The organism is Sphaerotilus hippei (genome assembly GCF_003201595.1).
Lineage (GTDB): Bacteria > Pseudomonadota > Gammaproteobacteria > Burkholderiales > Burkholderiaceae_C > Sphaerotilus > Sphaerotilus hippei.
In genome coordinates this window covers 46763-67107 of the sequence record NZ_QJJS01000014.1, presented here as the reverse complement: position 1 = coordinate 67107, position 20345 = coordinate 46763, and the positions used below count along the sequence as shown (strand labels likewise).

General features: G+C 70.7%; 26 protein-coding genes. 9 read left to right on the top strand and 17 right to left on the bottom strand.

Annotation, left to right across the window (positions count from 1 at the left end; genetic code table 11):
- Positions 1-11: 11 nt before the first annotated feature.
- From C7444_RS14505 to C7444_RS14490, 4 genes are all read right to left on the bottom strand, one after another.
- On the bottom strand, positions 12-1271 hold the full coding sequence (locus C7444_RS14505; RefSeq protein ID WP_110401567.1) for a TRAP transporter large permease: 1260 nt from the start codon (positions 1269-1271) through the stop codon (positions 12-14).
- A 13-nt stretch (positions 1272-1284) separates the two neighbouring features.
- Entirely contained in the window at positions 1285-1821 is a 537-nt protein-coding gene (locus tag C7444_RS14500) for a TRAP transporter small permease (protein ID WP_110401566.1), read from the bottom strand.
- Between the two features lie 76 nt (positions 1822-1897).
- Positions 1898-2884: a TRAP transporter substrate-binding protein gene (locus C7444_RS14495; RefSeq protein ID WP_110401565.1), complete on the bottom strand. Its 987-nt coding sequence runs from the start codon at positions 2882-2884 to the stop codon at positions 1898-1900.
- A gap of 140 nt (positions 2885-3024) precedes the next feature.
- Positions 3025-3774, bottom strand: coding sequence for an SDR family NAD(P)-dependent oxidoreductase (locus tag C7444_RS14490; protein ID WP_110401564.1), 750 nt, complete (start codon positions 3772-3774; stop codon positions 3025-3027).
- Positions 3775-3982: 208 nt separating this feature from the next.
- On the opposite strand from C7444_RS14490, the gene C7444_RS14485 reads away from it, so the two are divergent.
- The 5 genes from C7444_RS14485 to C7444_RS14465 all read left to right on the top strand — a co-directional run bounded on the left by C7444_RS14485 (position 3983) and on the right by C7444_RS14465 (position 7518).
- Positions 3983-4879: a LysR substrate-binding domain-containing protein gene (locus C7444_RS14485; protein ID WP_110401563.1), complete on the top strand. Its 897-nt coding sequence runs from the start codon at positions 3983-3985 to the stop codon at positions 4877-4879.
- A 93-nt stretch (positions 4880-4972) separates the two neighbouring features.
- Positions 4973-5728, top strand: coding sequence for a YkgJ family cysteine cluster protein (locus tag C7444_RS14480; RefSeq protein ID WP_110401562.1), 756 nt, complete (start codon positions 4973-4975; stop codon positions 5726-5728).
- Positions 5729-5927: 199 nt separating this feature from the next.
- Entirely contained in the window at positions 5928-6872 is a 945-nt protein-coding gene (locus tag C7444_RS14475) for an LLM class flavin-dependent oxidoreductase (RefSeq protein ID WP_110401561.1), read from the top strand.
- Complete coding sequence (locus tag C7444_RS14470; protein ID WP_146219404.1) at positions 6869-7147, top strand: hypothetical protein; 279 nt, start codon at positions 6869-6871, stop codon at positions 7145-7147. The genes C7444_RS14475 and C7444_RS14470 overlap by 4 nt, the downstream gene beginning before the upstream one ends.
- Positions 7144-7518, top strand: a complete 375-nt coding sequence (locus tag C7444_RS14465; protein WP_110401559.1) for a ribonuclease HepT family protein — start codon at positions 7144-7146, stop codon at positions 7516-7518. The genes C7444_RS14470 and C7444_RS14465 overlap by 4 nt, the downstream gene beginning before the upstream one ends.
- 29 nt (positions 7519-7547) lie before the next feature.
- Here the strand turns inward: C7444_RS14465 and C7444_RS14460 are convergent, their stop codons facing one another.
- Complete coding sequence (locus C7444_RS14460; protein ID WP_110401558.1) at positions 7548-7796, bottom strand: hypothetical protein; 249 nt, start codon at positions 7794-7796, stop codon at positions 7548-7550.
- A 152-nt stretch (positions 7797-7948) separates the two neighbouring features.
- On the opposite strand from C7444_RS14460, the gene C7444_RS14455 reads away from it, so the two are divergent.
- On the top strand, positions 7949-8401 hold the full coding sequence (locus C7444_RS14455) for a transcriptional regulator (RefSeq protein WP_110401557.1): 453 nt from the start codon (positions 7949-7951) through the stop codon (positions 8399-8401).
- A 110-nt stretch (positions 8402-8511) separates the two neighbouring features.
- Here C7444_RS14455 and C7444_RS14450 read toward each other — a convergent pair whose 3' ends face one another.
- Both C7444_RS14450 and C7444_RS14445 read right to left on the bottom strand, forming a co-directional pair.
- Positions 8512-10053 (bottom strand): DUF2779 domain-containing protein, encoded by a 1542-nt coding sequence (locus C7444_RS14450; RefSeq protein ID WP_110401556.1) that lies wholly within the window; start codon positions 10051-10053, stop codon positions 8512-8514.
- Positions 10054-10067: 14 nt separating this feature from the next.
- Positions 10068-10370 carry a DUF6156 family protein gene (locus C7444_RS14445; protein WP_211317564.1) on the bottom strand — a complete coding sequence of 101 codons (303 nt, stop codon included), beginning with the start codon at positions 10368-10370 and terminating at the stop codon, positions 10068-10070.
- Between the two features lie 33 nt (positions 10371-10403).
- Between C7444_RS14445 and C7444_RS20300 the strand changes: the two genes are divergently transcribed.
- Positions 10404-10571, top strand: a complete 168-nt coding sequence (locus C7444_RS20300) for a hypothetical protein (protein WP_170130764.1) — start codon at positions 10404-10406, stop codon at positions 10569-10571.
- Positions 10572-10599: 28 nt separating this feature from the next.
- On the opposite strand, the gene C7444_RS14440 is transcribed toward C7444_RS20300, so the two are convergent.
- From C7444_RS14440 to C7444_RS14395, 10 genes are read right to left on the bottom strand one after another with little or no spacing between them, the layout of a single operon-like run.
- Entirely contained in the window at positions 10600-10863 is a 264-nt protein-coding gene (locus C7444_RS14440) for a hypothetical protein (protein WP_110401555.1), read from the bottom strand.
- 14 nt (positions 10864-10877) lie between these two features.
- On the bottom strand, positions 10878-11315 hold the full coding sequence (locus C7444_RS14435) for an OsmC family protein (RefSeq protein WP_110401554.1): 438 nt from the start codon (positions 11313-11315) through the stop codon (positions 10878-10880).
- Positions 11316-11351: 36 nt separating this feature from the next.
- Positions 11352-11588: an FmdB family zinc ribbon protein gene (locus C7444_RS14430; RefSeq protein ID WP_110401553.1), complete on the bottom strand. Its 237-nt coding sequence runs from the start codon at positions 11586-11588 to the stop codon at positions 11352-11354.
- 24 nt (positions 11589-11612) lie between these two features.
- Positions 11613-12050 carry an ArsC/Spx/MgsR family protein gene (locus tag C7444_RS14425; protein ID WP_110401552.1) on the bottom strand — a complete coding sequence of 146 codons (438 nt, stop codon included), beginning with the start codon at positions 12048-12050 and terminating at the stop codon, positions 11613-11615.
- 14 nt (positions 12051-12064) lie between these two features.
- Complete coding sequence (locus C7444_RS14420) at positions 12065-12850, bottom strand: ankyrin repeat domain-containing protein (protein ID WP_110401551.1); 786 nt, start codon at positions 12848-12850, stop codon at positions 12065-12067.
- Positions 12847-14640, bottom strand: coding sequence for a nitroreductase family protein (locus C7444_RS14415; protein ID WP_245909580.1), 1794 nt, complete (start codon positions 14638-14640; stop codon positions 12847-12849). The genes C7444_RS14420 and C7444_RS14415 overlap by 4 nt, the downstream gene beginning before the upstream one ends.
- The gene (draG, locus tag C7444_RS14410; protein ID WP_110401549.1) at positions 14637-15542 is read right to left on the bottom strand and encodes an ADP-ribosyl-[dinitrogen reductase] hydrolase; all 906 of its coding nucleotides are present in this window, start codon (positions 15540-15542) and stop codon (positions 14637-14639) included. The genes C7444_RS14415 and draG overlap by 4 nt, the downstream gene beginning before the upstream one ends.
- On the bottom strand, positions 15535-16398 hold the full coding sequence (locus tag C7444_RS14405) for an NAD(+)--dinitrogen-reductase ADP-D-ribosyltransferase (protein WP_245909579.1): 864 nt from the start codon (positions 16396-16398) through the stop codon (positions 15535-15537). The genes draG and C7444_RS14405 overlap by 8 nt, the downstream gene beginning before the upstream one ends.
- Positions 16395-16988: a hypothetical protein gene (locus C7444_RS14400; protein WP_110401548.1), complete on the bottom strand. Its 594-nt coding sequence runs from the start codon at positions 16986-16988 to the stop codon at positions 16395-16397. Before C7444_RS14400 ends, C7444_RS14405 begins: the two co-directional genes overlap by 4 nt.
- Before the next feature lie 45 nt (positions 16989-17033).
- Positions 17034-17564, bottom strand: coding sequence for a group II truncated hemoglobin (locus tag C7444_RS14395; protein ID WP_110401612.1), 531 nt, complete (start codon positions 17562-17564; stop codon positions 17034-17036).
- A 356-nt stretch (positions 17565-17920) separates the two neighbouring features.
- Here C7444_RS14395 and nifH point away from each other — a divergent pair, with 356 nt between their 5' ends.
- Entirely contained in the window at positions 17921-18802 is an 882-nt protein-coding gene (gene nifH / locus C7444_RS14390; protein ID WP_110401547.1) for a nitrogenase iron protein, read from the top strand.
- Between the two features lie 66 nt (positions 18803-18868).
- Complete coding sequence (nifD, locus tag C7444_RS14385; RefSeq protein ID WP_110401546.1) at positions 18869-20332, top strand: nitrogenase molybdenum-iron protein alpha chain; 1464 nt, start codon at positions 18869-18871, stop codon at positions 20330-20332.
- Positions 20333-20345: the final 13 nt, after the last annotated feature.

Here is a 20345-nt window from a genome sequence, read left to right as displayed (position 1 = left end):
GGATGGGCGGGTCAGCCCAGGATCAGGCTCGGTGCATAGGACACCAGGGCCAGCACGCCGAAGGCGACGAGGTAGAACGGTCCCAGCTCGCGCACCGTCTCGCCGACCTTGACCTTGGCCACCGCGCTGGTGATGAACAGCGTCGTGCCGACCGGCGGGGTGTAGAGGCCGATGGCCAGGTTCACCGTCATCATGATGCCCAGCTGCACCAGGTCCATGCCGATGGCGTTGGCCAGCGGGACGAACACCGGCGTCAGCAGCAGCACCGCCGCGGGCAGGTCGATGAACATGCCGCAGACCAGCATCAGCAGGTTCATCATCAGGATGATGGCCCAGGGGCTGTCGAGGAAGTCCTTGGCGAAGGCCACCACGCCGTCGGGCATGTGGTCGAAGGTCAGCAGCCAGCCGATGGCCGCCGAGGCCATGATCACCAGCAGCACCACGCCGGTGGCCAGGCCGGCCTCGACGACCGCATGGTGCAGTCGCTTGAGGCCCAGGTCGCGGTAGATCACCGCCGACACCACGCCGGCGTAGAGCGTGGACAGCACGCTGACCTCGGTGGGCGTGGCGATGCCGAAGCGCAGGAAGACGATGATCAGCACCGGCAGCACCAGCGCGGGCGAGGCGTAGAGCAGCTGCCGGCTGAACGGGCCCCACTCGAGCTTGCGGGTGTCGCGCGGGAAGTTGCGGCGCTTGCCCACCCACCAGCAGGCGGCCATGAAACCGCCGCACATCAGCAGGCCCGGCAGGATGCCCGCCACGAACAGCGCCGCCACCGAGGTGTTGGAGCTGAGCGCGAACAGGATCATCGGGATCGACGGCGGGATCAGGATGTCGATCGTGGCCGCCGCGGCCAGCGTCGCGGCCGAGAACGCCGGCGGGTAGCCCAGGCGCTTCTGCCACGGGATCAGCAGCGAGCCGATGGCCGAGGCATCGGCCACGGCCGAGCCCGACACGCCGCCGAAGATGGTCGACGACAGCACGCCGACCTGGCCCGGGCCGCCGTGGAAGCGCCCGATCAGCGAGCTGAGCACGCCGATCAGCGACTCGCCCAGCTTGCCGCCCATCATCAGCGAGCCGGTGAGCATGAAGAAGGGGATCGCGATCAGCGGGAAGCTCTGCACCTGCGCCACCATCTGCTGCACCAGCAGGTCGAGCGGCACGCGGTCGGAGCTGGCGGTGGCGGCCATGGCCGCCATCAGCAGGGCGTGGGCGATCGGCATCGCGGCGACAGCCCCGATGCCGAACACCATGAGGATCAATCCGGTCATGTCGTGCTCCGGTTCAGGCGAGGTGGACCGCGTCGCGCGCGGTGTCGATCGGCGGGTTCTGGGCGTGGCCGTCGGTCGAGCCGGCCGGGCCGTCGCACCAGACCCGCCAGGCCGAGACCAGGGCCAGCAGCGACAGCATCACCATGCCGCCCATCACGCAGCCGTAGGTGACCGAGCCGGGCACCTGCAGGATCGGGCTCTTCTCGTCGGCCACGATCTCCAGCATGTTCCAGGTGGCGCGAGCCAGCGTGCCGTACAGCGCGGCGACGGTCAGCCAGACGATCAGCGCGATGACCCGGCGCACGCTGGCGGGCAGGGTCTCGACGAGGAAGGTGGTGGTGATGTGCGAGCCGTGGGCCGCACCCAGGACCACGCCGGCCATCACCAGCCACGGAAACAGCAGCTCGGGCAGCTCGGCGCCCCATTGCAGGCTGCTGCCGGTCGAATAGCGCAGCACCGTGTTGACGCTGAGGATCAGGAAGATCACGGTGGTGGAGATCCACATCACCGTCTGGCAGGTCAGGACGATGCCTCGTTCCAGCAACTTCATCGGAATCTCCGGAGGCGGTGCGCCGGCGTGGCCGGCGCACCGCGGGATCAGGTTGGGACGCGTCAGCGGTGGTGGATCACTTGCCGCGGGCAGCGGCGATCACCTTCTTCACGAAGGGGCCGATCGGGCTGGCCATCCACTTGTCGTCCACCGTGCCGGTGGCCTTCTCGAAAGCGGCCTTGTCGGCCACGTCCACGCGCACGCCCTTGGACTTCAGGTCGGCGACGAGCTTCTCGTCGGCTTCCTGGGACAGCTTGCGCTGCAGCGCGGTGGCTTCGGCGGCCGCCTCGTGGAGCACCTTGCGGTCGGCTTCACCCAGGCGGTCCCAGGTGCGCTTGCTCATCAGCAGCGGCGTCATCTCGTACTTGTGGCCGGTCAGCGAGATGAACTTGTTGACCTCGTAGAGCTTGCTGGCGTGGATGTTCATCAGCGGGTTCTCCTGGCCGTCGACCACGCCCTGCTGCAGCGCGACGTAGAGCTCGGCGAACTTGATCTGCTGCGCCTCGGCGCCCAGGCTCTGCATGATGTCGACCGTCACCGCGTCGGGCGGGGTGCGCATCTTCAGGCCCTTCAGGTCCTCGGGCTTGAGGATCGGGCGCTTGCTGTTGGACATGTGGCGGATGCCGTTGTCCCAGTAGCCCAGCACGACCAGGCCTTTTTCGGCCGCCTTGCCGGCCAGCTCCTGGCCCAGCGGGCCGTCGAGCACCTTCCAGGCCTGCGGCAGGCCGCTGAACAGGAAAGGCATGCCGAAGGCCGCGAACTCGGGCACCACCGCGGCCACCGCACCCTGCGAGTTGGCCGACAGGTCGAGCGCGCCGGTGCGCATCGCGGTGACCATCGCCGCGTCGTCGCCCAGCTGCGCCGACGGCGACACCTGCACCTCGACCCGCCCGCCCGAGCGGGCCTTCACCACCTCGGCGAACTTCACCGACGCCTCGTGGCGCGGATTGCCGGGGGCCGCACCGTGCCCGAGCGTCAGCTTGACGGTCTGTGCCTGCGCCACCGGCAGGGCGGCCAGCGCGGCCAGTGCGAGAGCGGCCAGGGTGAAGGTCTTGCGTTGCATGTCTTGTCTCCAGTGTCGCCACGTGCGTGCGCGGCGGGGTGTTGTCAGCGGGGATCATCTCTGCCCGCCAGGGCCTGCGCGTTGCGCAATACCCTGACGTCGAGGGGCCGGCAGGCCGGGGGGGTCGCCGGTCGGCGGACTCAGTGGATCAGCATGCCGCCGTTGACGTCCAGGGTCACGCCGGTCAGGTACTTGGCCAGGTCGCTGGCCAGGAAGACCAGGCAACCCGCCACGTCGTCAGGCACGCCCACGCGGTTGAGCGGAATGCCTTCGAGGATGGCCTTCATCTTGTCGTCCGGGATCAGGCCCTTGTTGATGTCGGTGGCGATCAGACCCGGCGTCACGCAGTTGACGCGGATGCCGTCGTTGCCGAACTCGCGTGCCATGGCGCGGGCCAGGCCGAGCACGCCGGCCTTGGCGGCCGAGTAGTGCGGGCCGCCCAGGATGCCGCCGCCACGCTGGGCCGAGACGGACGAGACGCAGCAGATGGCGCCGGCCTTCTGGGCGCGCATGGCGGGGATCACGGCCTGCGACATGTACAGCGTGCCGCGCAGGCTCACGTCCAGGATGCGGTCGTAGTCGGCGCCGGTGATGTCCAGCGTCTTGACCGGCTGGGTGATGCCGGCGTTGTTGACCAGGATGTCGATGCGACCGAAGGCCTCGAGCACGGCGGCGGCGGCGGCGTCGCAGCTGGCCTTGTCGGTCACGTCGGCGACCAGGCCGACGTGACCCTCGCCGAGCTGGGCGGCGGCGGCGGCCGGGTTGGCGCCGGCCAGGTCGAGGATCACGACCCGGGCGCCCTGGGCGGCCATCATGCGGGCGGTGGAGAAACCCAGGCCGTTGAGGCCGGCGCCGCCGGTGATCACGGCAACTTTCTTGTTCAGCAGCATTCGTTCGTCTCCAGGTGGGGGAATGGAATGGGGCGGATTCTTTGGCGCCGGCCACATGAAGACAAGCGATAAGATTTCAGTGCTTGATGATGGTTTGTCATGCTGCTGTGCAGCATAGGGAAACCACGCTTGGCACGGTCGGCCGCCCTCGTGGCGGTCATGCAACCGGGCGGTACCGCCCGGCTCCCTCTCTTCACCGGTGTCCGACATGGCCCATCTCCCCCCTCTGGCCACGCTGCAGGCCTTCGAAGCAGTGGCCCGCCGGCGCAGCTTCGCGCTGGCCGCCGGCGAACTCAGCCTGACCGCCTCGGCGGTGAGCCACCAGGTGGCCAAGCTGGAAGGTTTCCTGGGCGTCAAGCTGTTCGACCGCAGCGCCCAGGGCGTGCGCCTGTCGGTCGCCGGAGAGGCCTACCTGCGGCGCGTGGCCGGGGCGCTGGGCGCCATCGGCGCGGCCACCGACGACGTGCGCCAGGGCGTGCGCAACAGCCTGTACGTTCACGCCAGCCCCAGTTTCGCCAGCCTGTGGCTGATGCCCCGGCTGGCGGATTTCGCGGCCCAGCATCCGGGCATCTCGCTGTTCCTGTCGGCTTCGCCGACCCACAGCGACTTCGCGCTCGGCCAGGCCGACCTCGACATCCGCTACGGCCGGCCGCAGTGGCCCGACCTGCTGGTGCGCCCGCTGTTCGAGGAGCACATCCTGCCGCTGGCCAGTCCGGCCTTCATCGAGCGCTACCGCCTGCGCACGCCGGCCGACCTGCTGCAGACGCCGCTGATCCAGAGCACGGTGAGCGTGGTGCAGTGGTCCGACTGGCTGGCCGACCGCGGCGTGAACCAGGGGCCCGAGCGGTTCGCGCTGCGCTTCGACCGGGCCCAGCTGGCGATGGATGCAGCGGTCCAGGGCCTGGGCGTGGCGCTGGAGAGCGCGACCATCGCCGGCGTGCTGCTGGCCGAGGGGCGGCTGGCCCCGGTGTTCCCGCCCGAGTGGTCGGTCAAGGTGCTGGCTCACTTCCTGGTCCACCCGCCGCGCCATGGCAAGCGCCCCGAGGTGGAGGCCTTCAGCGACTGGGTGAGCACGGCCGCGCTGGCATCGCCGTCCTTTCCCTGAGCGGCCCCGGAGCCAGGCCCGCGGTCATGTGCAGGAGCAGGAGCTTGCGGCAGGTCAAGCCGCGCGGACGGGTCGCCGCTAGCCTGTGCGGCCATGAATGACGCTGTCGATGCCGGTCCGCTGGCTTTCTTCCAGGCGCAGCATGGCGCTTTCGTGCAGACCCTCGAGCACGCCCGTGCCGATGACGCGGATCCGTCGGTGCTGGTGCGCACCCTGCTGTCCCAGGCCATCGACAGCTACGAGCGCAATGCCGAACTGCAGGCCGAGGGCGGACCGGCGCTGGACTGCGGGCGAGGCTGCGCGGCCTGCTGCAGCCTGCGCGTCACGGCCACCACGCCGGAGGTGCTGCTGGTCGCGCAGTTCCTGCGCGCCGTCCAGCCCGGCCTGCTGGCGCGTGGCATCGACCTGATGGCCCGGCTGGCCGGTGCCGACCGCCACACCGCCGGGCTCACCGAGGCTGAGCGCCTGCAGCGTCGCGAGCCCTGCCCGTTCGTGGCCCAGGGGGCGTGCGTGATCTACCCGGTGCGGCCGCTGTCGTGCCGCGGCCATGCCTCGCACGACCGGCGCGCCTGTGTCGACGCGATGGCCGGCCGCTCGACCGAGGTGCCCTGCTCGCTGGCTCACATGACCGTGCGCAGCCTGGTGCAGAACGCGATGCAGTCGGCGCTGCGCGACGCCGGGATGGCCTGGGGCATGCACGAGCTCAACGGCGCGCTGCAGTTGGCGATGGCCCGGCCCGACGCCGAGGCGGCCTGGCTGCGGGGTGAGGATCCGCTGGCCGCCGCGCGGGTGCACGAGGTCGATGCCGACGAGATGGCGCGCACCTTCGACCAGCTCAAGCCCGCCTGAGGGCGACCCGCTGCGGCCGGCGCTGCCGACCTGGCTCCTGCCGTGAGCCTGTCGGGCCTGTCGACTTTCCGACAGGCTGGTCGGGGCGGCGTGTCGTGAATGTCGCGGGTGCCACGGCCGACCGGCCCGGAGGGCGCCCCGGGCGGCTGCACGCGTCTTGCAACATCGGACGGGAACCCCGTGACCAGGAGCCCTTCCCATGCATCCCAAGCTGTCGTGCCTGTGCCTGTTCGAGAACCCGACGGTCGAGGATGGCCGGGCGCTGATCCGCCAGTTCGTGCTGGTGCGCGAGGCCGATCGCATGGGTTACGACGAGATCTGGATAGGCGAGCAGCACGGTGACGTGGCCTGGCCGACCGGTGCCATCACCGCGCTGCTGGGCCACCTGGCCGGCGTGACCAGCAAGGCCCGCATCGGCGCGCTGCCGCTGGTGCCGGCACTGCATGCGCCGCTGCGGCTGGCCGAGGACCTGGCCACGCTCGACCTGCTCGGCAAGGGCCGCTTGCAGGTCGGCGTGGCCAGCGGCCGGGCCTTTCCCGAGACGCTGAAGGCCCACGGCATCGCCGCCGACGAGGCCGGCAAGTGGCTGCGCAGCAGCCTGGCCGAGCTCAGGCGTCTGATGGCCTCGGGCAGGGTCGTGCCCCGTCCGGTGCAGGTGCCCTGGCCGATGTGGCTGGCGGCCGACGATCCGCAGTCGCTGGCCGTGGCCGCCAGCGAAGGGCTGGGCCTGATCGCGGCGGCCACCCACACCGATGCCCGCATCCGCGCGATGCTGGCCAGCCACCGGGCTGCCGGAGGGCGTGCCGATCCGGGCCTGGTCATCGCCCGCTTTGCCTGTCCGGCGGCCACGCGCGAGCAGGCCGAGGCGATCGCGCGGCCCTACTTCGAGGACCTGGTGGCGCGTGCGCAGGCCCGCGGCTGGGGCGCCGATCCCCACCGCTCGATGGCCGGTGACGTCGAGGCGCTGATGGCCTGCTCGCTGGTGGGCAGCCACGCCGACGTGGCCGAGGGCGTGCGCCGACTCGGTCGCGAGTTCGGTGCCACCAGCGTGGCGATCGCGCCGACCAGCGCGCAGTTCGACACCGCCAAGCACATCCTGGCGGACATGGTCGACGAGGTCCGGCCGCTGCTGGAAGACGAATGACGGCGCCACCCGCCACGACGTTGGCGCTGGTGTTGGCCGAGATGATCACGCACGACCACGTGTGGCGCGGCGTGGGCGGCAGCGAGGCCGAGGCCCGTGCGGCGCTGCTGTCCGCCTGGGTGGCCCATCGGGCTCAGGTGCTGAGCCACCAGCCGTCCTTCGCCGATCGACTGCCCGTGCCCGAGGCGATGGAGCGGCATTTCCGCATCCGCTGCGAGCGTCTGGTCGCGGGTGCGGGCTACCGGGATGGCGTGGCACTGGTCGGTCCTGCATGAACGCGACCGCCAGCGATCTCTACGTCGCTTCGCTGCTGACCAGCCTCTTCGAGGCGGGCGCATGCATCCAGGTGCTGCTGGGGGATGCCGATCGTGCGCAGTACGAGCAGTCGCGCCTGGCGCGGCCCGCGATCCTGCGCCATCTGCGCACCCTGTGCGACAGCGCCCGCGACCTGCCCGAGCCGGTGCGCGCGCGCCTGCCCCGGGTGGACTGGCAGAGCTGGGAGGAACTGGGTGATCGCCTTTCGCGCGAGGACGAGGCCTCGCGCCGGCTGGTGTGGGCGGCCCTCGAGTCCTGGCTGCCCGAGGCGGGCCTGGAACTGCGGCGCTACCGCCAGCGCTGGCCCGAGCTGTGGCGCTTCACGCTCTGAGGCATGGCCGCGCCCGGTGTCCGGGCGGCTCAGACGCGGCGGGCGAAGGGGCCGTAGGCCATCTGCTCGAGGGCGGCGAGCTGGCGCTCGAAGCGGCTCGAGGCCAGCAGCGAACGCTCCACCAGGCCGGCACGCACGGCCCAGGCGTACTGGGCACGCAGGGCGTCGAACGGCAGGCCCAGCACGGCGGCGGGCGGGGTGCAGACCTTCATGGGCAGCAGCGCGGCTTCGGTGCCGGAGGAGAACAGAGCCTTGATGAGCTCGACGGGTCTGGACATGGTGAGTCCTTTCGTGACTAGGGTTTTCACCTAGTTTACAAGATGCTGACACTTTCCATGCGCCCTTCCCCCCTGAAAGAGCGGATCGGCGTGTCGATCCGCACACGGGCATGTTTCCTGCGCGGCAGGCACCGATGAGCCAAGGAGACCGGATGGACTGGAGTCGACCCCGCAGCGGCGCGCTGACCTACGCCGCCGGGCATTTCCCGCTGGCCAAGGCCTTCATGTTCCGCATGTGGTGCGAGTGGGCAGCCCAGCGCGAGGCCGTGCCGCCGCCGGATCTGTCGGGGGCCTGCAAGTACGGCTCGCTGCTCATGTGCCGGCTCTTCGGCGGCTCGATCCGTGGCCACTACCAGCACCAGTACAACGACATCGACGGACTGCATCTCGACCTGAGCCACGACGCGGCCGATGTCGCCGCGATGCGCGACCCCTACCTGCACGAGCCGCTGTACTTCGCCATTCCCGAGGGTCAGCAGGCGCTGCAGGGCTGCCTGCCGCGCGTCGATGCCTGGGTGCTGCGCTACCTCGACGAACGCCTCGCCAGCCCCCTGTGCCTGTCGTCCGGCAGCGGCTCACGTCGGCATGCAGATCGCCGAGCATGAAGCGGCGCCTCGTCGGCTGGCGCGGGTGCGCCAGCGTGGCGGTGTCGCTCCCGCGGTCGAGCGTGGCCGAGCGCCGGAACGCCTGTGGCATGGCCAGGTCGTCGCTCGCGTCAGGGGGCTGCCACCTGGCCGGTTTCCAGCGCCGCCGTCAGGCGCACCAGTGCGAGTGTCTGACGTCGGCCATGGTCGATCAGCGCGGCCTGCAGCGTGGCGATGCCGTGCGCGTCGAGCCCCCGGCCCAGGCTGCGGGCGAACGCGGCCAGCGGCGACAGGCTGCCCAGCACCTCGAAGCGGCCGCAGCCCAGCTCCGGCGCGAGCGCGTCGAAGACCGAGCGGGCCGACCACGAACCCGCCATTGCCGGGTGGTAGAGGTGCGCCCGTGCCAGCTGGAACAGGTCGACGATGCGGGGCTGCAGCGCCTCCAGCGCGGAGCCCAGGTCCGGGCAGGCGATGGCCAGCTCGCGCAGCCGGTTGCGCTCGAAGCCGGCGTTGTAGGCCAGCACCGCGCCGCAGCTGCCCAGTGCCTCGAGCAGGCTGAGGGCGAAGGCCCGGCGCGGATCACCGTCGCGCGGCCCGGCCAGGAAATGCGCCTCGCGCCGCGGCGCGCCGGGGGTGTGCTCGGTGGCGCAGCTCCACTGGAAGGGCAGCACCTGGTAGGGCCGCGTGCCGGCCCACGGCGGCACGGCGAAGCCGATGGTCTCGAAGCGCAGGAAGTGGCGTGGCCCGGGCTGCACGGCCAGCACGTCCCGCGCTCCGGGGGCGACCACCAGGTGCCGCGCGTGAACGGCCTGCCAGGCGCGCCGGTGCCGTGGTGCCGTCAGGGCCGCGGGCGGCACGTCCAGGGCCGTGCGGCAGCCGGTCTCGCGCAGCCGGGCGGCCTGCTCGCGGCCGAAGATCTCGAGGCTGACCGTGGGGTCGACCGGTGGCGCCGGGTCGTCGGACGGGGCCCCGGCGCTGCAGTGGTCCAGGCAGGGGCAGCGCTCGGGCCGGTGGCACTGGCTGCCGCAGGGCGTCCCGGGGTCCGGTCCGGACAGCAGCACACGCATCTCGGCGGGCCAGTTCCAGCCGGCGCGGGCGGGCCGGGCCTCGGTCAGGTCGACCTCGCGGTACAGGCCGGCGTAGAGGCCGTGGCCAGGGTAGATGAAGTCGGTGTCCACCAGGGCCAGCGTCAGGGCGCTGACGGGTACGCCCTGGCGCTCGAGCAGCTCGGCCCACAGCACCAGATGGTCGACGTCGATCTCGTCGCCGACGGTGGCGTGGCGCACCCGCACCAGGCGCCAGCCGCGCGGGCCCGGCACCATCAGGTCGATGCGGACCACCAGCCCCTGGGCCGCATCGACCAGGCAGGCGCCGATCAGCGGCCGCGGCGGGTCGGCCGCCAGGGCGTGGGCGGTGCGCTGCAGCGCGTCGGGCCAGAAGGCGGCGCTGTCGCGCGGCGCGTCCACCGCCGAGATCACCCGCGCACCCGGCCACGAGGCCTGCAGCGCCTCGCCGGGCGCGGGGCCGCCGGTCAGGCTGGCATCTGCCCGTTCGGCCTGGGTCGCCCGCGGCGTGGCCGCCCCGGGCGCGCGGTGGTGCAGCCACAGCCGCCGTGCGCACTGGCGCCAGCGGCGCAGATCCTCGTCGAGCAGCAGCGGGTCACGATCGGCCATGGGTTCGGGTCCTCTCAGGCCGGCGTCAGGATCAGGGCGCGTGGCGCCTCGTCCCCTTCGGTGATGACGGCCTCGTGCAGCCGCCCGTCGGCCGTCCAGCGGTATTCGTGCAGCAGCTCGATCGCGCCGTAGACATGCTTCTCGCAGCGCTGCATGCGGCCCTGCGCGTCGTAGAGCGCCCGGAACCAGGTGTTGCGGTGGCGCAGCGCCTCGGGGGCCAGCTCCTCGGTGAGCTGCAGCGGCAGCCGCACGCCGCGGTAGGTCAGGAAGAAGCGCTCCACGATCGTGGTGTCGGTGGCATCGGCATTGCATGCCACGGTGTGGTTCTGACTCACCTGAAAGGTCCTGTGATGACGGTCGAACAGTTGATGGAGGCCCTGCGCGGCCTGCCGCCCCGGGCGGCGGTGTTGCTCGAGGGGGATGCGGGGTATTCGCCGCTGGGCGGCCTGCTGTGGTCGCCCGGCGAGGGGGGCCAGCCCGACGAGGTGGTGCTGCAGCCGGACATGACCCCCGACTGATGCGGCCCCGCCGGTCGGCCGGAGGGGCTCAGAAGCCGTCCCGGGGCCGGCCCCAGGGCTGGCTGCCCGGCACCAGCCTGGCCTTGATGCCGGCCCGCTCGACGGCCTCGAGCGTGCGGTAGAGCGTGGCCTCGTGGGCCAGCGCGCCGTCGCGGCTGAACACGCCGACGTAGCGGGCGCCGTGGTCGACCTCGCAGCGGTAGCCGCCGCCCGGGTCGTCGACGCTGCGCAGGTTGCTGTCCCAGTCGACGAAAAATCCGGCGGCGGGCGTGGGGGCGGTGGTGTCGCTCATGCGGGGCTCCGGTGTCAGGCGGTCACCGGCGTGTCGAGCACGGCGGCGAGGTGGACGGTCATGTTGTTCTTCACCAGTTCGAGCATCGGGCTGATGCCCCGGGCGCGCTGCACCAGCGCGTCGGCGCTGACCTGGTCGACCGGGCCGGCCAGATGCACCGTCAGCGTCAGCGCCATCTTGAAGGTCTCCTCGAAGGTCTTGTAGAGGCTCAGCGTGGCCTCGACGTAGCAGCCTTTGACCGGCAGGCGGTCGAGCCGGACGATGTGGCGCAGCGAGTGCTCGTAGTCGGCCGCCAGCGCGCCGGCCAGCAGCATCTCCGGCGACGGGCCGCCGCCGGGGCCGCCCATCTCCGTGGGCACCGCCAGCTTGAGCTTGAAGCTGCCGTCGTCGCTCTGCACGCTGCCGGCACGGCCGCCTTGGGTCAGCATCGCGGCTTTGTAGACAAGATCCATCATCGACTCCTGTTGGGGGAGGTGGCCGGGTGGCCGTTACTTGAGCAGCTTGGCCTGCTCGGCCTTGCTGAAGTGGCTGAAATGCCCTTCCCGGGCAGCGGCCCGGCGGTTCGAGGCCCGGATCGCCTCGATCTTGCCGGCCGGGGCGATGCGCGAGACCACCTTCTCCAGCTCGGCGCTGCCGCACTGCGGGCAGGCGGGCACGGTGCTCGAACGCACCAGCAACTCGAATTCGGCCTGGCAGGCCCGGCAGTGGTACTCGTACATCGGCATGGTGGATCTCCTGTGCGTCAAGGTTCAAGATTCGGACGTCGGCGCGCAGGCCCCGCGGGCCGCGGCGCAGCCCTCGAGCCGGGCGCCGGCGGGCACCGAGCCGGGCTGCAGGCCGATCCAGGCGTGCACCGCGTCGGCGTCGAAGCCCACCTGCACGCTGGCGTCGTCGGCGCGCTGCATCAGCGGACGGCGGATCAGCAGCGGCTCGGCCAGCAGCAGCGCCAGGGCGGTGTCGGCGTCCAGCGCCTCGGGCTGCAGCTCGCCGCTGCGCACCCGTGGCGCGGCACGGTTGAACCACTGCGCCACCGGCAGCGGTCCGAGGAAGTGCAGCAGCCGCTCGCGGGTCCAGGGCGTGGTCAGCAGGTCGTGCCGCTCCAGCGTGTGGCCGGCGGCCTCCAGCAGCGCGCGCTGGCGGGCATTGCCGCCGCAGCCGGGTTTTTCATGGAAGTGCAGGTGGGTCATGCGATGAGCTCCGTTCAGGCCGGCGAGCGCAGCAGCTGCAGGCATTCGATCGAGGCGGCCATGTCCAGCGCGGTCCAGTCGTCCTGCGAGGTCAGCCGCGGGTTGGCGCCCAGGGCCAGCAGCGTCTCGACCACCTGCGGCTTGCCGGCCGAGGCGGCATACATCAGGCAGCTCGCACCCGCCGCGTTCTGGTGGTCGATCGGCACGCCACGACCCACCAGCGCCCGGATCAGCCCTGGCTCGCCGTGCACGCAGGCCAGCCACAGCGCGTTGTTGCCGTCGCCGTTGACCGCCTCCAGGCTCACGCCCAGGTCCAGCAGCTCGTCGACCCGGTGGTGCTGACCCCGCCAGGCGGCATGCATCAGCGGCGTGTTGCCATGCCGGCCGGGCCGCTCGGGGGCGGTCGCGTCGAAACCCTCTGCCTCCAGCCAGCGGGCCAGCGCATCGGGCACGGGCCGGGCGGGCGCTGCCGGCGTGCGGGCCTGTTCCCAGGCGGTCCAGCCTCCGACCAGATCGGCCACATCGGTGAAGCCGAAGTCGACGAACATCCCGCCATAGGTCTGGCTGGCGTTGCCGTGGTGGCAGTAGAGGAAGACCGGCCGGTCGCGGGCCTCGCGCATCAGCAGGCGCTCGTGGTTGCGGCCGTCCAGGCGCACGCTGCCGGGCCAGTGGCTGCGTGCATGAGCCTGCTCGTCGCGGGCGTCGAGCACCAGGGCGGCGGGCCGCTGCGCCAGGTGGGCCTGCACCTCGTCGGGGGCCAGCCGGATCAGGCCGCTGGAGGGGGTCGGGCTGGGGCTCATGGGGCGGGGTCTCCGTCGGCGTCGGTGGAAGGGGGCGGGGGCAGGACAGGCAGGCGGTGGGCGTAGGGTGGCTCCGAGGTGATGCGTCCGTCGCGCACCGGCACGCCGACCGTGAAGTGGTAGAGGCTCTGCAGCCGCGTGTCCCCGGGCGCGAGGCCCAGCAACTGGTGGGTGGCGTCGTCGAAGTAGCAGCCGATGCCGGTGCCGGCCAGGCCGGCGGCCTCGGCCTCCAGGTAGAGCACCTGGCCGAGCAGGCCCGCTTCGTGGAACAGGTCCCGGTAGGCCCAGGGCCGGGCGCCGTCGTCGGCCGGCCCGAGGCTGGCGTCGAACTCGCCCAGCAGGGCCAGCGCGACCAGCGCATCCGAGCCCAGTGCCTGATGGCAGTTGAGCGTGCGCAGCGTGCCGGCCAGCGCCGGGTTGTCCGTCAGGCGGATCAGCATGAGCTCGCCGAGCCCGGCCGCCCGCGCCTGCTGCCGCACCGGCTCGTCGACCTGCCAGTCGGTCGTGCCGCCCAGCACCTGCTGCAGCAGCGGCAGCGCCGCGGCCCGCCGGGGCAGCAGGTAGGCGCCGGGCGCCAGCCCGTCCACGCGGTGCACGAACGCCAGCACATGCACCCGCGGCCCGGCCGGACCCAGGTCCAGCGGCAGCCGCGGCGACTGCAGCGTGGCCAGCAGCGGCAGCAGCGTGGCCAGCGGCGCCCGCGCCCGGGCATCGAAGCGCTGCGCGCTGCGGCGCTGGCGGATCAGCGTGGCCGCCAGCTCGTGCGCCCGGCTGCCGGCCGGCACGGCCTGCACCGGGTCCGTGCCGGCCATGGCCGCCAGGTCGGCCGGGGCGCTGGCCGGTGTGCCTGTCCCGGGGCCGCTCGCGCCGGTGTCGTCCACCTCGGGGGACAGGCTGGCCCGGGCCACCGTGGCGATGACCGGCCAGCGGTACATCGGGTGGCGGTCCAGCCGGCTGGCTTGGCCCGACCAGGTCCAGGCGGCGGGCCGCGGCGTGATGGCGGGCGCCCGGTCGTCGGCCACGATCTGCAGCAGCAGTTCGGGCTCTTCCCGCTCGGCCTGGCCGTAGTCCGCATCCCGGTCCAGGCCCAGCAGCCGGGCCAGCGACACGCTGCCCATGGGCACGCGGCGCAGCCGCCAGCCCAGCACGGCCGCGGCATGACGCAGCGCGCCCAGCGCATGGCCGATGTCGAGCTGGCCGTAGCGGAAGGCCCGCTCGCCGTACTTCCAGGCCTCGCGCCAGTCGATCGTGCTGAGCGCCAGCCAGGCGCGGGGGCCGCACGTGTGCGCGCAGCGGCCGGCGGCCCGGTGCTCCAGCCCGTGTTCCCGGGGAGCGTAGTGGTGCAGGCCATCGGCCACGCCGGGCAGGTCCTGGCTGATCAGCCAGCCTTCGGTGGGATGCAGGTTGCCGCTGGAGGGGTTGACGCGCACGGCCCAGCGGTCGGGCCCCTGCTGCTTCCATGCCGACAGCGCCAGGCTCAGCTCCAGCAGCAGGCCCATGCCGTCCCGGTCCAGCGGCCGGGCCACCACGGCGCCCGGCTCGAACAACCGGTTCCAGGGCAGCGTGCAGTCGTCGGCAGCCAGCGGCAGCGGGGTCAGCGTGGCACCGAGGTAGCGGCGGAAAGGATCGGGCTGGGCGTCCCAGTCGAGCGTCTCCGGGCCGGCCGCGTAGCGCTGCAGCTGGTGCTTGCTGAGCTCGTGATAGGCCCGCACCTGGCGGACCCGGCTCGCGAGCGGGCTGTCAGGGCCCGGCCCTGAGGACGTGTCCGGCGGGGGGGGCGTGGCGTTCATGGCGTGCATGCCAGCAGGCTGCTGGTCTGTTCGGTGATGGCGCGGCGCACCTGCGGGTCGAGCCGGCGCAGCCAGTGCGCGGGCAGCGCGGCCGCGCCGCAGCGGGCGCCCGCCAGCATGCCCACCAGCGCCCCGGTGGTGTCGGCATCGTCGCCGCGGTTGACGGTGGCCACCAGCGCGGCCTCGAAATCCTCATGGGCGAAGTAGTGATGCAGCACCGTCTGCATCGTGTCGACCACGAAGGCGCTGGCCCGGCCCGGGTAGGGCTTGAAGCGGAACACCGCGTGCTGCGCGACCAGCTCGACCGCCAGCGCTTCGCAGCGCTCGCCCTGCCCCAGCAGCAGCGCCCGCACGAGCCGGGCGAGCGCCAGCGTGGCCGCATCGGACCAGGGGTGGTGGTGGGTCAGCCGCGCCTGGGCCAGCGACTGGGCCTGCAGCGCCGTCTCGTCGCTCGTGTCCAGCGTGGCCAGCACGACAGGCAGGTTGCGCATGGCCGCGCCGTTGCCGGCATCACCGTCGGATGGCGGCCCCTCGAGCGAGCCGTCGGCCAGGTAGCGCTGGATGCCGCGGCGGCAGGTGTTGCCGCAGTCCACCGGCTTGCCGCGCCACCAGCGCACGAAATGATCGGCCACCCGGCGCGTCTCGAAGCCGGCGCCCGAGTGCCGGCCCTCGATCAGCGCATCCCCCAGCGCGAGCGCCATCGTGGTGTCGTCGGTGACCTGACCGGGCGCCAGCTTCAGCCAGCCACCGCCGCTGATCTGGCGGTGCACGCCGTGCCGCGCGGCGATCTCGCCGGCGGTCATGAATTCAACGGTGGCCCCCAGCGCATCCCCCAGCGCCAGGCCCAGGTAGGCGCCCAGCGCCCGGTCGTGGAGCACGGCCAGCGGCGGGCGATCAGGCATAGCTGGCCTCCAGGTCGCAGTCGCCGCCGATGACCAGGGCCTCGCCTTCGCCGTCGAGCGTGCGGGTGTCGAGCAGGCCGGGGTAGAACAGCAGCTTGCACAAGGGGATCCGTGCCGACAGGATCCAGTCGCCGAAGCAGTCGGCCTGTTCGCGACTGAGCGCGAAGCTCACCAGGTTGTTCAGCCGCACCGTGACCCGGCGGCTGCGGCGCGGCAGGCCGGCGCGCAGATGGCCGTGCACGATCTGCTCGTCGCACTGGTTGCTGCCCCGCCAGAGCGTGACGTGCGGCCCCGACCCCAGCGGCTCGAAGCGCTGCAGCGTCCACTGGCAGAACTCGTAGAGCAGGTCCAGCTGCTGGTGGATGCAGTTGTTGTGGAAGCGGCTGCTGGCCTTCTCCTCCAGGTAGCGCATCCAGGCGGGCGAAGGGAAATGGCCCAGCGGCGCCCGGTGGAAGCCGGGCACCAGGCCGAAGCGGCTCTCGACCCAGCCCTTGCAGACGGCACCGGCGGGGCCGTTGGCGTCCTGTCCCCAGCCGTGCAGCAGCTTGAGGTAGCTGGCGCGCCAGCGGCGCCGCTCGGTGGGGTCGGGGATCTCGCCCGGGCGGGGCAGGCCGAAGGCGATGCTCAGGTAGTGTCTGAACACGTCGCGGGCCTCGCTCAGGCTGCTGCTGCGGTCGAGCAGCGCGAACAGGCCCGCATGGGCCTCGCGGGTGCCGGCGATGGCCAGCGGCACGGGGTGCCGCTGGAAGTCCACGCTGGCGAGCAGCGGCGCGGGAAGGCCGACCAGATTGGTCGAATACCAGTGCCGGGGATGGACATCGATGCCTTCCAGGTCCGCTGCCGGGTCGGTCTTCACACGGGCCGGTTCTCGTAGAGGTTGCGCACCGGGCCCATCAGCGCCAGGCCTTCTTCGTAGCTGATCTTCGGGAAGGTCTGGTCGAAGCCCTTGGCCTTGTCGGCGATCGCGTCGACCTTGCCGGCGGTGTCGAGCTTCTTCAGGTCGTTCTTCTCGAGGTACAGCAGCTGCAGCAGCTCGTTGTAGACCGTGGCCTCGTCGATGGGCAGGATGTAGAAGGTCGCGCCGCCGAAATCGACCTGGTAGCGCTTGGAGATGTCGATGTTGTCGCAGAACAGGAAGTACTTGCCCTGCGGCGCCAGCGCGTCGCCCAGCACCTCGGCCAGCAGCTTGACGTACTCGAAGCTCACCAGGAAGCCGCACATGAAGGCCAGGTAGGGCTCGTCGGCGTGGGCGGCCGCGATCACCTGGTCGGAGCTGATCTCCGGCGGGCGCGCCTCGTCGGCCTTCTTGACCTGGAACTTCAGCGCGATGTCGCCCCGGAAGCCGATGCGGCCGGGCTTCTTGGTCGGTCCCTTGAGGACGCTGTTGAGCAGGCGGCCTTCGGCTTCGAGGCGGCCCAGGACGGTGTCGGCGATGGTGGTGCTCATGATGGAGGCTCCGGTGGGTGAAAAAGCGGTGGGGGTGAAAGAGGCTCAGACCGTGGGCGCGGACGGATCCGAGGTGTGCGGCGCGCCCGCCTGGCCCGGGTGGGTCTCGCGGGGGCGGCCGGGGTGCGGCCGTTCGCTGCCGCCGTGTTCGGTGTTGCGGATGAAGTCGGCCACCTTGTGGAAAGCCTGGTCGAGCTCCTGGCGCAGCGCGGGCTCGACCCCGGTGTCGTCCATCGCCTGGCGCATGCAGGCCATCCACGCATCGCGCGCGCTGGCGTCGATGTCGAAGGGCTGGTGGCGCCGGCGCAGCATCGGCGCGCCACGCTCGGGGGCGTAGAGGCGCGGGCCGCCCATCCATTCGCTCAGGTACTTCACCAGCAGTTCCCGGGTGGCGCGCAGATCGGGCTCGTGCATCGCGCGGATGACGACCGCGTCGGCCCGGGTGTCCATGGCTTTGTAGAAGGCCTCGACCAGGCGGACCACCGCGTCATGACCACCCAGGCGGGCGTAGTGCGCAGGCGCGGGGACGGCCGTGGCGGTCGCACCGACGATGGGGAGTGGGGGCAGGTGGCTCATGGACATCACCAGAGCAACCGCCATACCACCCGTGAAAACGCCGTTCGTGACGGATCCGTGTGGGATCTGTCGCGAATCTGGGCCGCTTCCGACAGTCCGACGCGTTCGACATTGTCGGGTTTCACACATTCGAAACTGCCACCCGAAAACCACGTGAAATCGATGTTTGTCCTTTTAAAACAAGCACTTGATGGAAGTTGAGCGACCTGGCACACCAGTTGCGATAAGGAGCTGGCGCGGAACCCATGGCTGGCCCCGAGGGACCTTCTAAGAAGACCCATACAGGCACCGAAGGCGGCAATGAGATCGCGAGGATCCAACCTCTTTATCGACCTCTCATTTTTTGGAGAACTGAAATGTCCAAGCTTCGGCAAATCGCCTTCTACGGCAAGGGTGGCATCGGCAAGTCCACCACCTCCCAGAACACCCTGGCCGCCCTGTCGGACCTGGGTCAGAAGATCCTGATCGTGGGTTGCGACCCCAAGGCCGACTCGACCCGCCTGATCCTGCACGCCAAGGCGCAGGACACCATCCTGTCGCTGGCCGCTGAAGCCGGCTCGGTGGAGGACCTCGAGCTCGAGGACGTCATGAAGGTTGGGTACAAGGACATCCGTTGCGTCGAATCCGGCGGCCCGGAGCCAGGTGTCGGCTGCGCCGGCCGCGGCGTGATCACCTCGATCAACTTCCTGGAAGAGAACGGCGCCTACGACGGCGTGGACTACGTCTCCTACGACGTGCTGGGTGACGTGGTGTGCGGCGGCTTCGCCATGCCCATCCGCGAGAACAAGGCCCAGGAAATCTACATCGTCATGTCCGGCGAGATGATGGCCATGTACGCGGCCAACAACATCTCCAAGGGCATCCTGAAGTACGCCAACTCGGGTGGCGTGCGTCTGGGCGGCCTGGTGTGCAACGAGCGCCAGACCGACAAGGAACTGGAACTGGCCGAATCGCTGGCCAAGATGCTGGGCAGCAAGCTGATCCACTTCGTGCCGCGCGACAACATCGTGCAGCACGCCGAGCTGCGCCGCATGACGGTCCTGGAATACGCGCCGGATTCGAAGCAGGCTGGTGAGTACCGCACGCTGGCCCAGAAGATCCACAACAACGCCGGCAACGGCACCATCCCCACCCCCATCACGATGGACCAGCTGGAAGACCTGCTGATGGAGCACGGGATCATGAAGCAGATCGACGAAAGCCAGGTCGGCAAGACCGCCGCTGACCTCGCGGCCTGAGTCTGAGCCGTTCAGGGTGGCGCGGCGCGCCACCCGCCCTTCCACCCTGTCTGGAGCACCCACACCATGAGCATGACGGTTGAAGACCGCAAGGCCGCCAACAAGGCCTTGATCGATGAAGTCCTGAAGGCCTATCCCGAGAAGATGGCCAAGCGCCGCGCCAAGCACCTCGGCCAGTTCGAGGAAGGCAAGCCCGACTGCGGCGTCAAGTCCAACATCAAGTCGCTGCCGGGGGTCATGACGATCCGTGGCTGCGCCTATGCCGGCTCCAAGGGCGTGGTGTGGGGTCCGATCAAGGACATGATCCACATCTCGCACGGCCCGGTGGGCTGCGGCCAGTACAGCTGGGCCGCCCGCCGCAACTACTACATCGGCACCACCGGCATCGACACCTTCGTGACGATGCAGTTCACCTCCGACTTCCAGGAGAAGGACATCGTCTTCGGTGGCGACAAGAAGCTCGACAAGATCATCGACGAGATCCAGGACCTGTTCCCGCTGAACAAGGGCATCTCGGTGCAGTCCGAGTGCCCGATCGGCCTGATCGGCGACGACATCGAAGCGGTGTCGAAGAAGAAGACCAAGGAATACGGCGGCCACACCATCGTGCCGGTGCGCTGCGAAGGCTTCCGTGGCGTGTCCCAGTCGCTGGGTCACCACATCGCCAACGACGCGATCCGTGACTACGTGTTCGACAAGGCCGACCCGAACAAGCGCCCGGACTTCGTGTCCACGCCCTACGACGTGGCCATCATCGGCGACTACAACATCGGCGGCGACGCCTGGTCCTCGCGCATCCTGCTCGAGGAGATGGGCCTGCGCGTGATCGCCCAGTGGTCCGGCGACGGCACCATCGCCGAGCTGGAGAACACCCCGAAGGCCAAGCTCAACGTGCTGCACTGCTACCGCTCGATGAACTACATCAGCCGGCACATGGAAGAGAAGTTCGGCGTGCCCTGGGTCGAGTACAACTTCTTCGGCCCGACGCAGATCGAGAAGAGCCTGCGCGAGATCGCCAGCCACTTCGACGACACCATCAAGGCCAAGGCCGAGGAAGTGATCGCCAAGTACCGCCCGCTGGTCGATGCCGTGGTCGCCAAGTACAAGCCGCGCCTGCAGGACAAGACCGTCATGCTGTTCGTCGGCGGCCTGCGTCCGCGCCACGTCATCGGTGCCTACGAGGACCTGGGCATGAACGTGGTCGGCACCGGCTACGAGTTCGGCCACAACGACGACTACCAGCGCACCACGCACTACATCAAGGACGGCACGCTGATCTATGACGACGTGACCGGCTACGAGTTCGAGAAGTTCGTCGAGAAGGTCCAGCCGGACCTGGTCGGCTCGGGCATCAAGGAAAAGTACGTGTTCCAGAAGATGGGCGTGCCCTTCCGCCAGATGCACAGCTGGGACTACTCCGGCCCCTACCACGGCTACGACGGCTTCGCGATCTTCGCGCGCGACATGGACATGGCGATCTCCAGCCCCGTGTGGGGTTTCGCCAAGGCGCCCTGGAAACAAGCCGCCTGAGCTGACTCTCGTC

Bases quoted from the DNA above. Each gene is read 5' to 3' on its own strand.
- C7444_RS14505 (WP_110401567.1), bottom strand. From the start codon at position 1,271: ATGACCGGATTGATCCTCATGGTGTTCGGCATCGGGGCTGTCGCCGCG.
- C7444_RS14500 (WP_110401566.1), bottom strand. From the start codon at position 1,821: ATGAAGTTGCTGGAACGAGGCATCGTCCTGACCTGCCAGACGGTGATG.
- C7444_RS14495 (WP_110401565.1), bottom strand. From the start codon at position 2,884: ATGCAACGCAAGACCTTCACCCTGGCCGCTCTCGCACTGGCCGCGCTG.
- C7444_RS14490 (WP_110401564.1), bottom strand. From the start codon at position 3,774: ATGCTGCTGAACAAGAAAGTTGCCGTGATCACCGGCGGCGCCGGCCTC.
- C7444_RS14485 (WP_110401563.1), top strand. From the start codon at position 3,983: ATGGCCCATCTCCCCCCTCTGGCCACGCTGCAGGCCTTCGAAGCAGTG.
- C7444_RS14480 (WP_110401562.1), top strand. From the start codon at position 4,973: ATGAATGACGCTGTCGATGCCGGTCCGCTGGCTTTCTTCCAGGCGCAG.
- C7444_RS14475 (WP_110401561.1), top strand. From the start codon at position 5,928: ATGCATCCCAAGCTGTCGTGCCTGTGCCTGTTCGAGAACCCGACGGTC.
- C7444_RS14470 (WP_146219404.1), top strand. From the start codon at position 6,869: ATGACGGCGCCACCCGCCACGACGTTGGCGCTGGTGTTGGCCGAGATG.
- C7444_RS14465 (WP_110401559.1), top strand. From the start codon at position 7,144: ATGAACGCGACCGCCAGCGATCTCTACGTCGCTTCGCTGCTGACCAGC.
- C7444_RS14460 (WP_110401558.1), bottom strand. From the start codon at position 7,796: ATGTCCAGACCCGTCGAGCTCATCAAGGCTCTGTTCTCCTCCGGCACC.
- C7444_RS14455 (WP_110401557.1), top strand. From the start codon at position 7,949: ATGGACTGGAGTCGACCCCGCAGCGGCGCGCTGACCTACGCCGCCGGG.
- C7444_RS14450 (WP_110401556.1), bottom strand. From the start codon at position 10,053: ATGGCCGATCGTGACCCGCTGCTGCTCGACGAGGATCTGCGCCGCTGG.
- C7444_RS20300 (WP_170130764.1), top strand. From the start codon at position 10,404: ATGACGGTCGAACAGTTGATGGAGGCCCTGCGCGGCCTGCCGCCCCGG.
- C7444_RS14440 (WP_110401555.1), bottom strand. From the start codon at position 10,863: ATGAGCGACACCACCGCCCCCACGCCCGCCGCCGGATTTTTCGTCGAC.
- C7444_RS14435 (WP_110401554.1), bottom strand. From the start codon at position 11,315: ATGGATCTTGTCTACAAAGCCGCGATGCTGACCCAAGGCGGCCGTGCC.
- C7444_RS14430 (WP_110401553.1), bottom strand. From the start codon at position 11,588: ATGCCGATGTACGAGTACCACTGCCGGGCCTGCCAGGCCGAATTCGAG.
- C7444_RS14425 (WP_110401552.1), bottom strand. From the start codon at position 12,050: ATGACCCACCTGCACTTCCATGAAAAACCCGGCTGCGGCGGCAATGCC.
- C7444_RS14420 (WP_110401551.1), bottom strand. From the start codon at position 12,850: ATGAGCCCCAGCCCGACCCCCTCCAGCGGCCTGATCCGGCTGGCCCCC.
- C7444_RS14415 (WP_245909580.1), bottom strand. From the start codon at position 14,640: ATGAACGCCACGCCCCCCCCGCCGGACACGTCCTCAGGGCCGGGCCCT.
- draG (WP_110401549.1), bottom strand. From the start codon at position 15,542: ATGCCTGATCGCCCGCCGCTGGCCGTGCTCCACGACCGGGCGCTGGGC.
- C7444_RS14400 (WP_110401548.1), bottom strand. From the start codon at position 16,988: ATGAGCACCACCATCGCCGACACCGTCCTGGGCCGCCTCGAAGCCGAA.
- C7444_RS14395 (WP_110401612.1), bottom strand. From the start codon at position 17,564: ATGAGCCACCTGCCCCCACTCCCCATCGTCGGTGCGACCGCCACGGCC.
- nifH (WP_110401547.1), top strand. From the start codon at position 17,921: ATGTCCAAGCTTCGGCAAATCGCCTTCTACGGCAAGGGTGGCATCGGC.
- nifD (WP_110401546.1), top strand. From the start codon at position 18,869: ATGAGCATGACGGTTGAAGACCGCAAGGCCGCCAACAAGGCCTTGATC.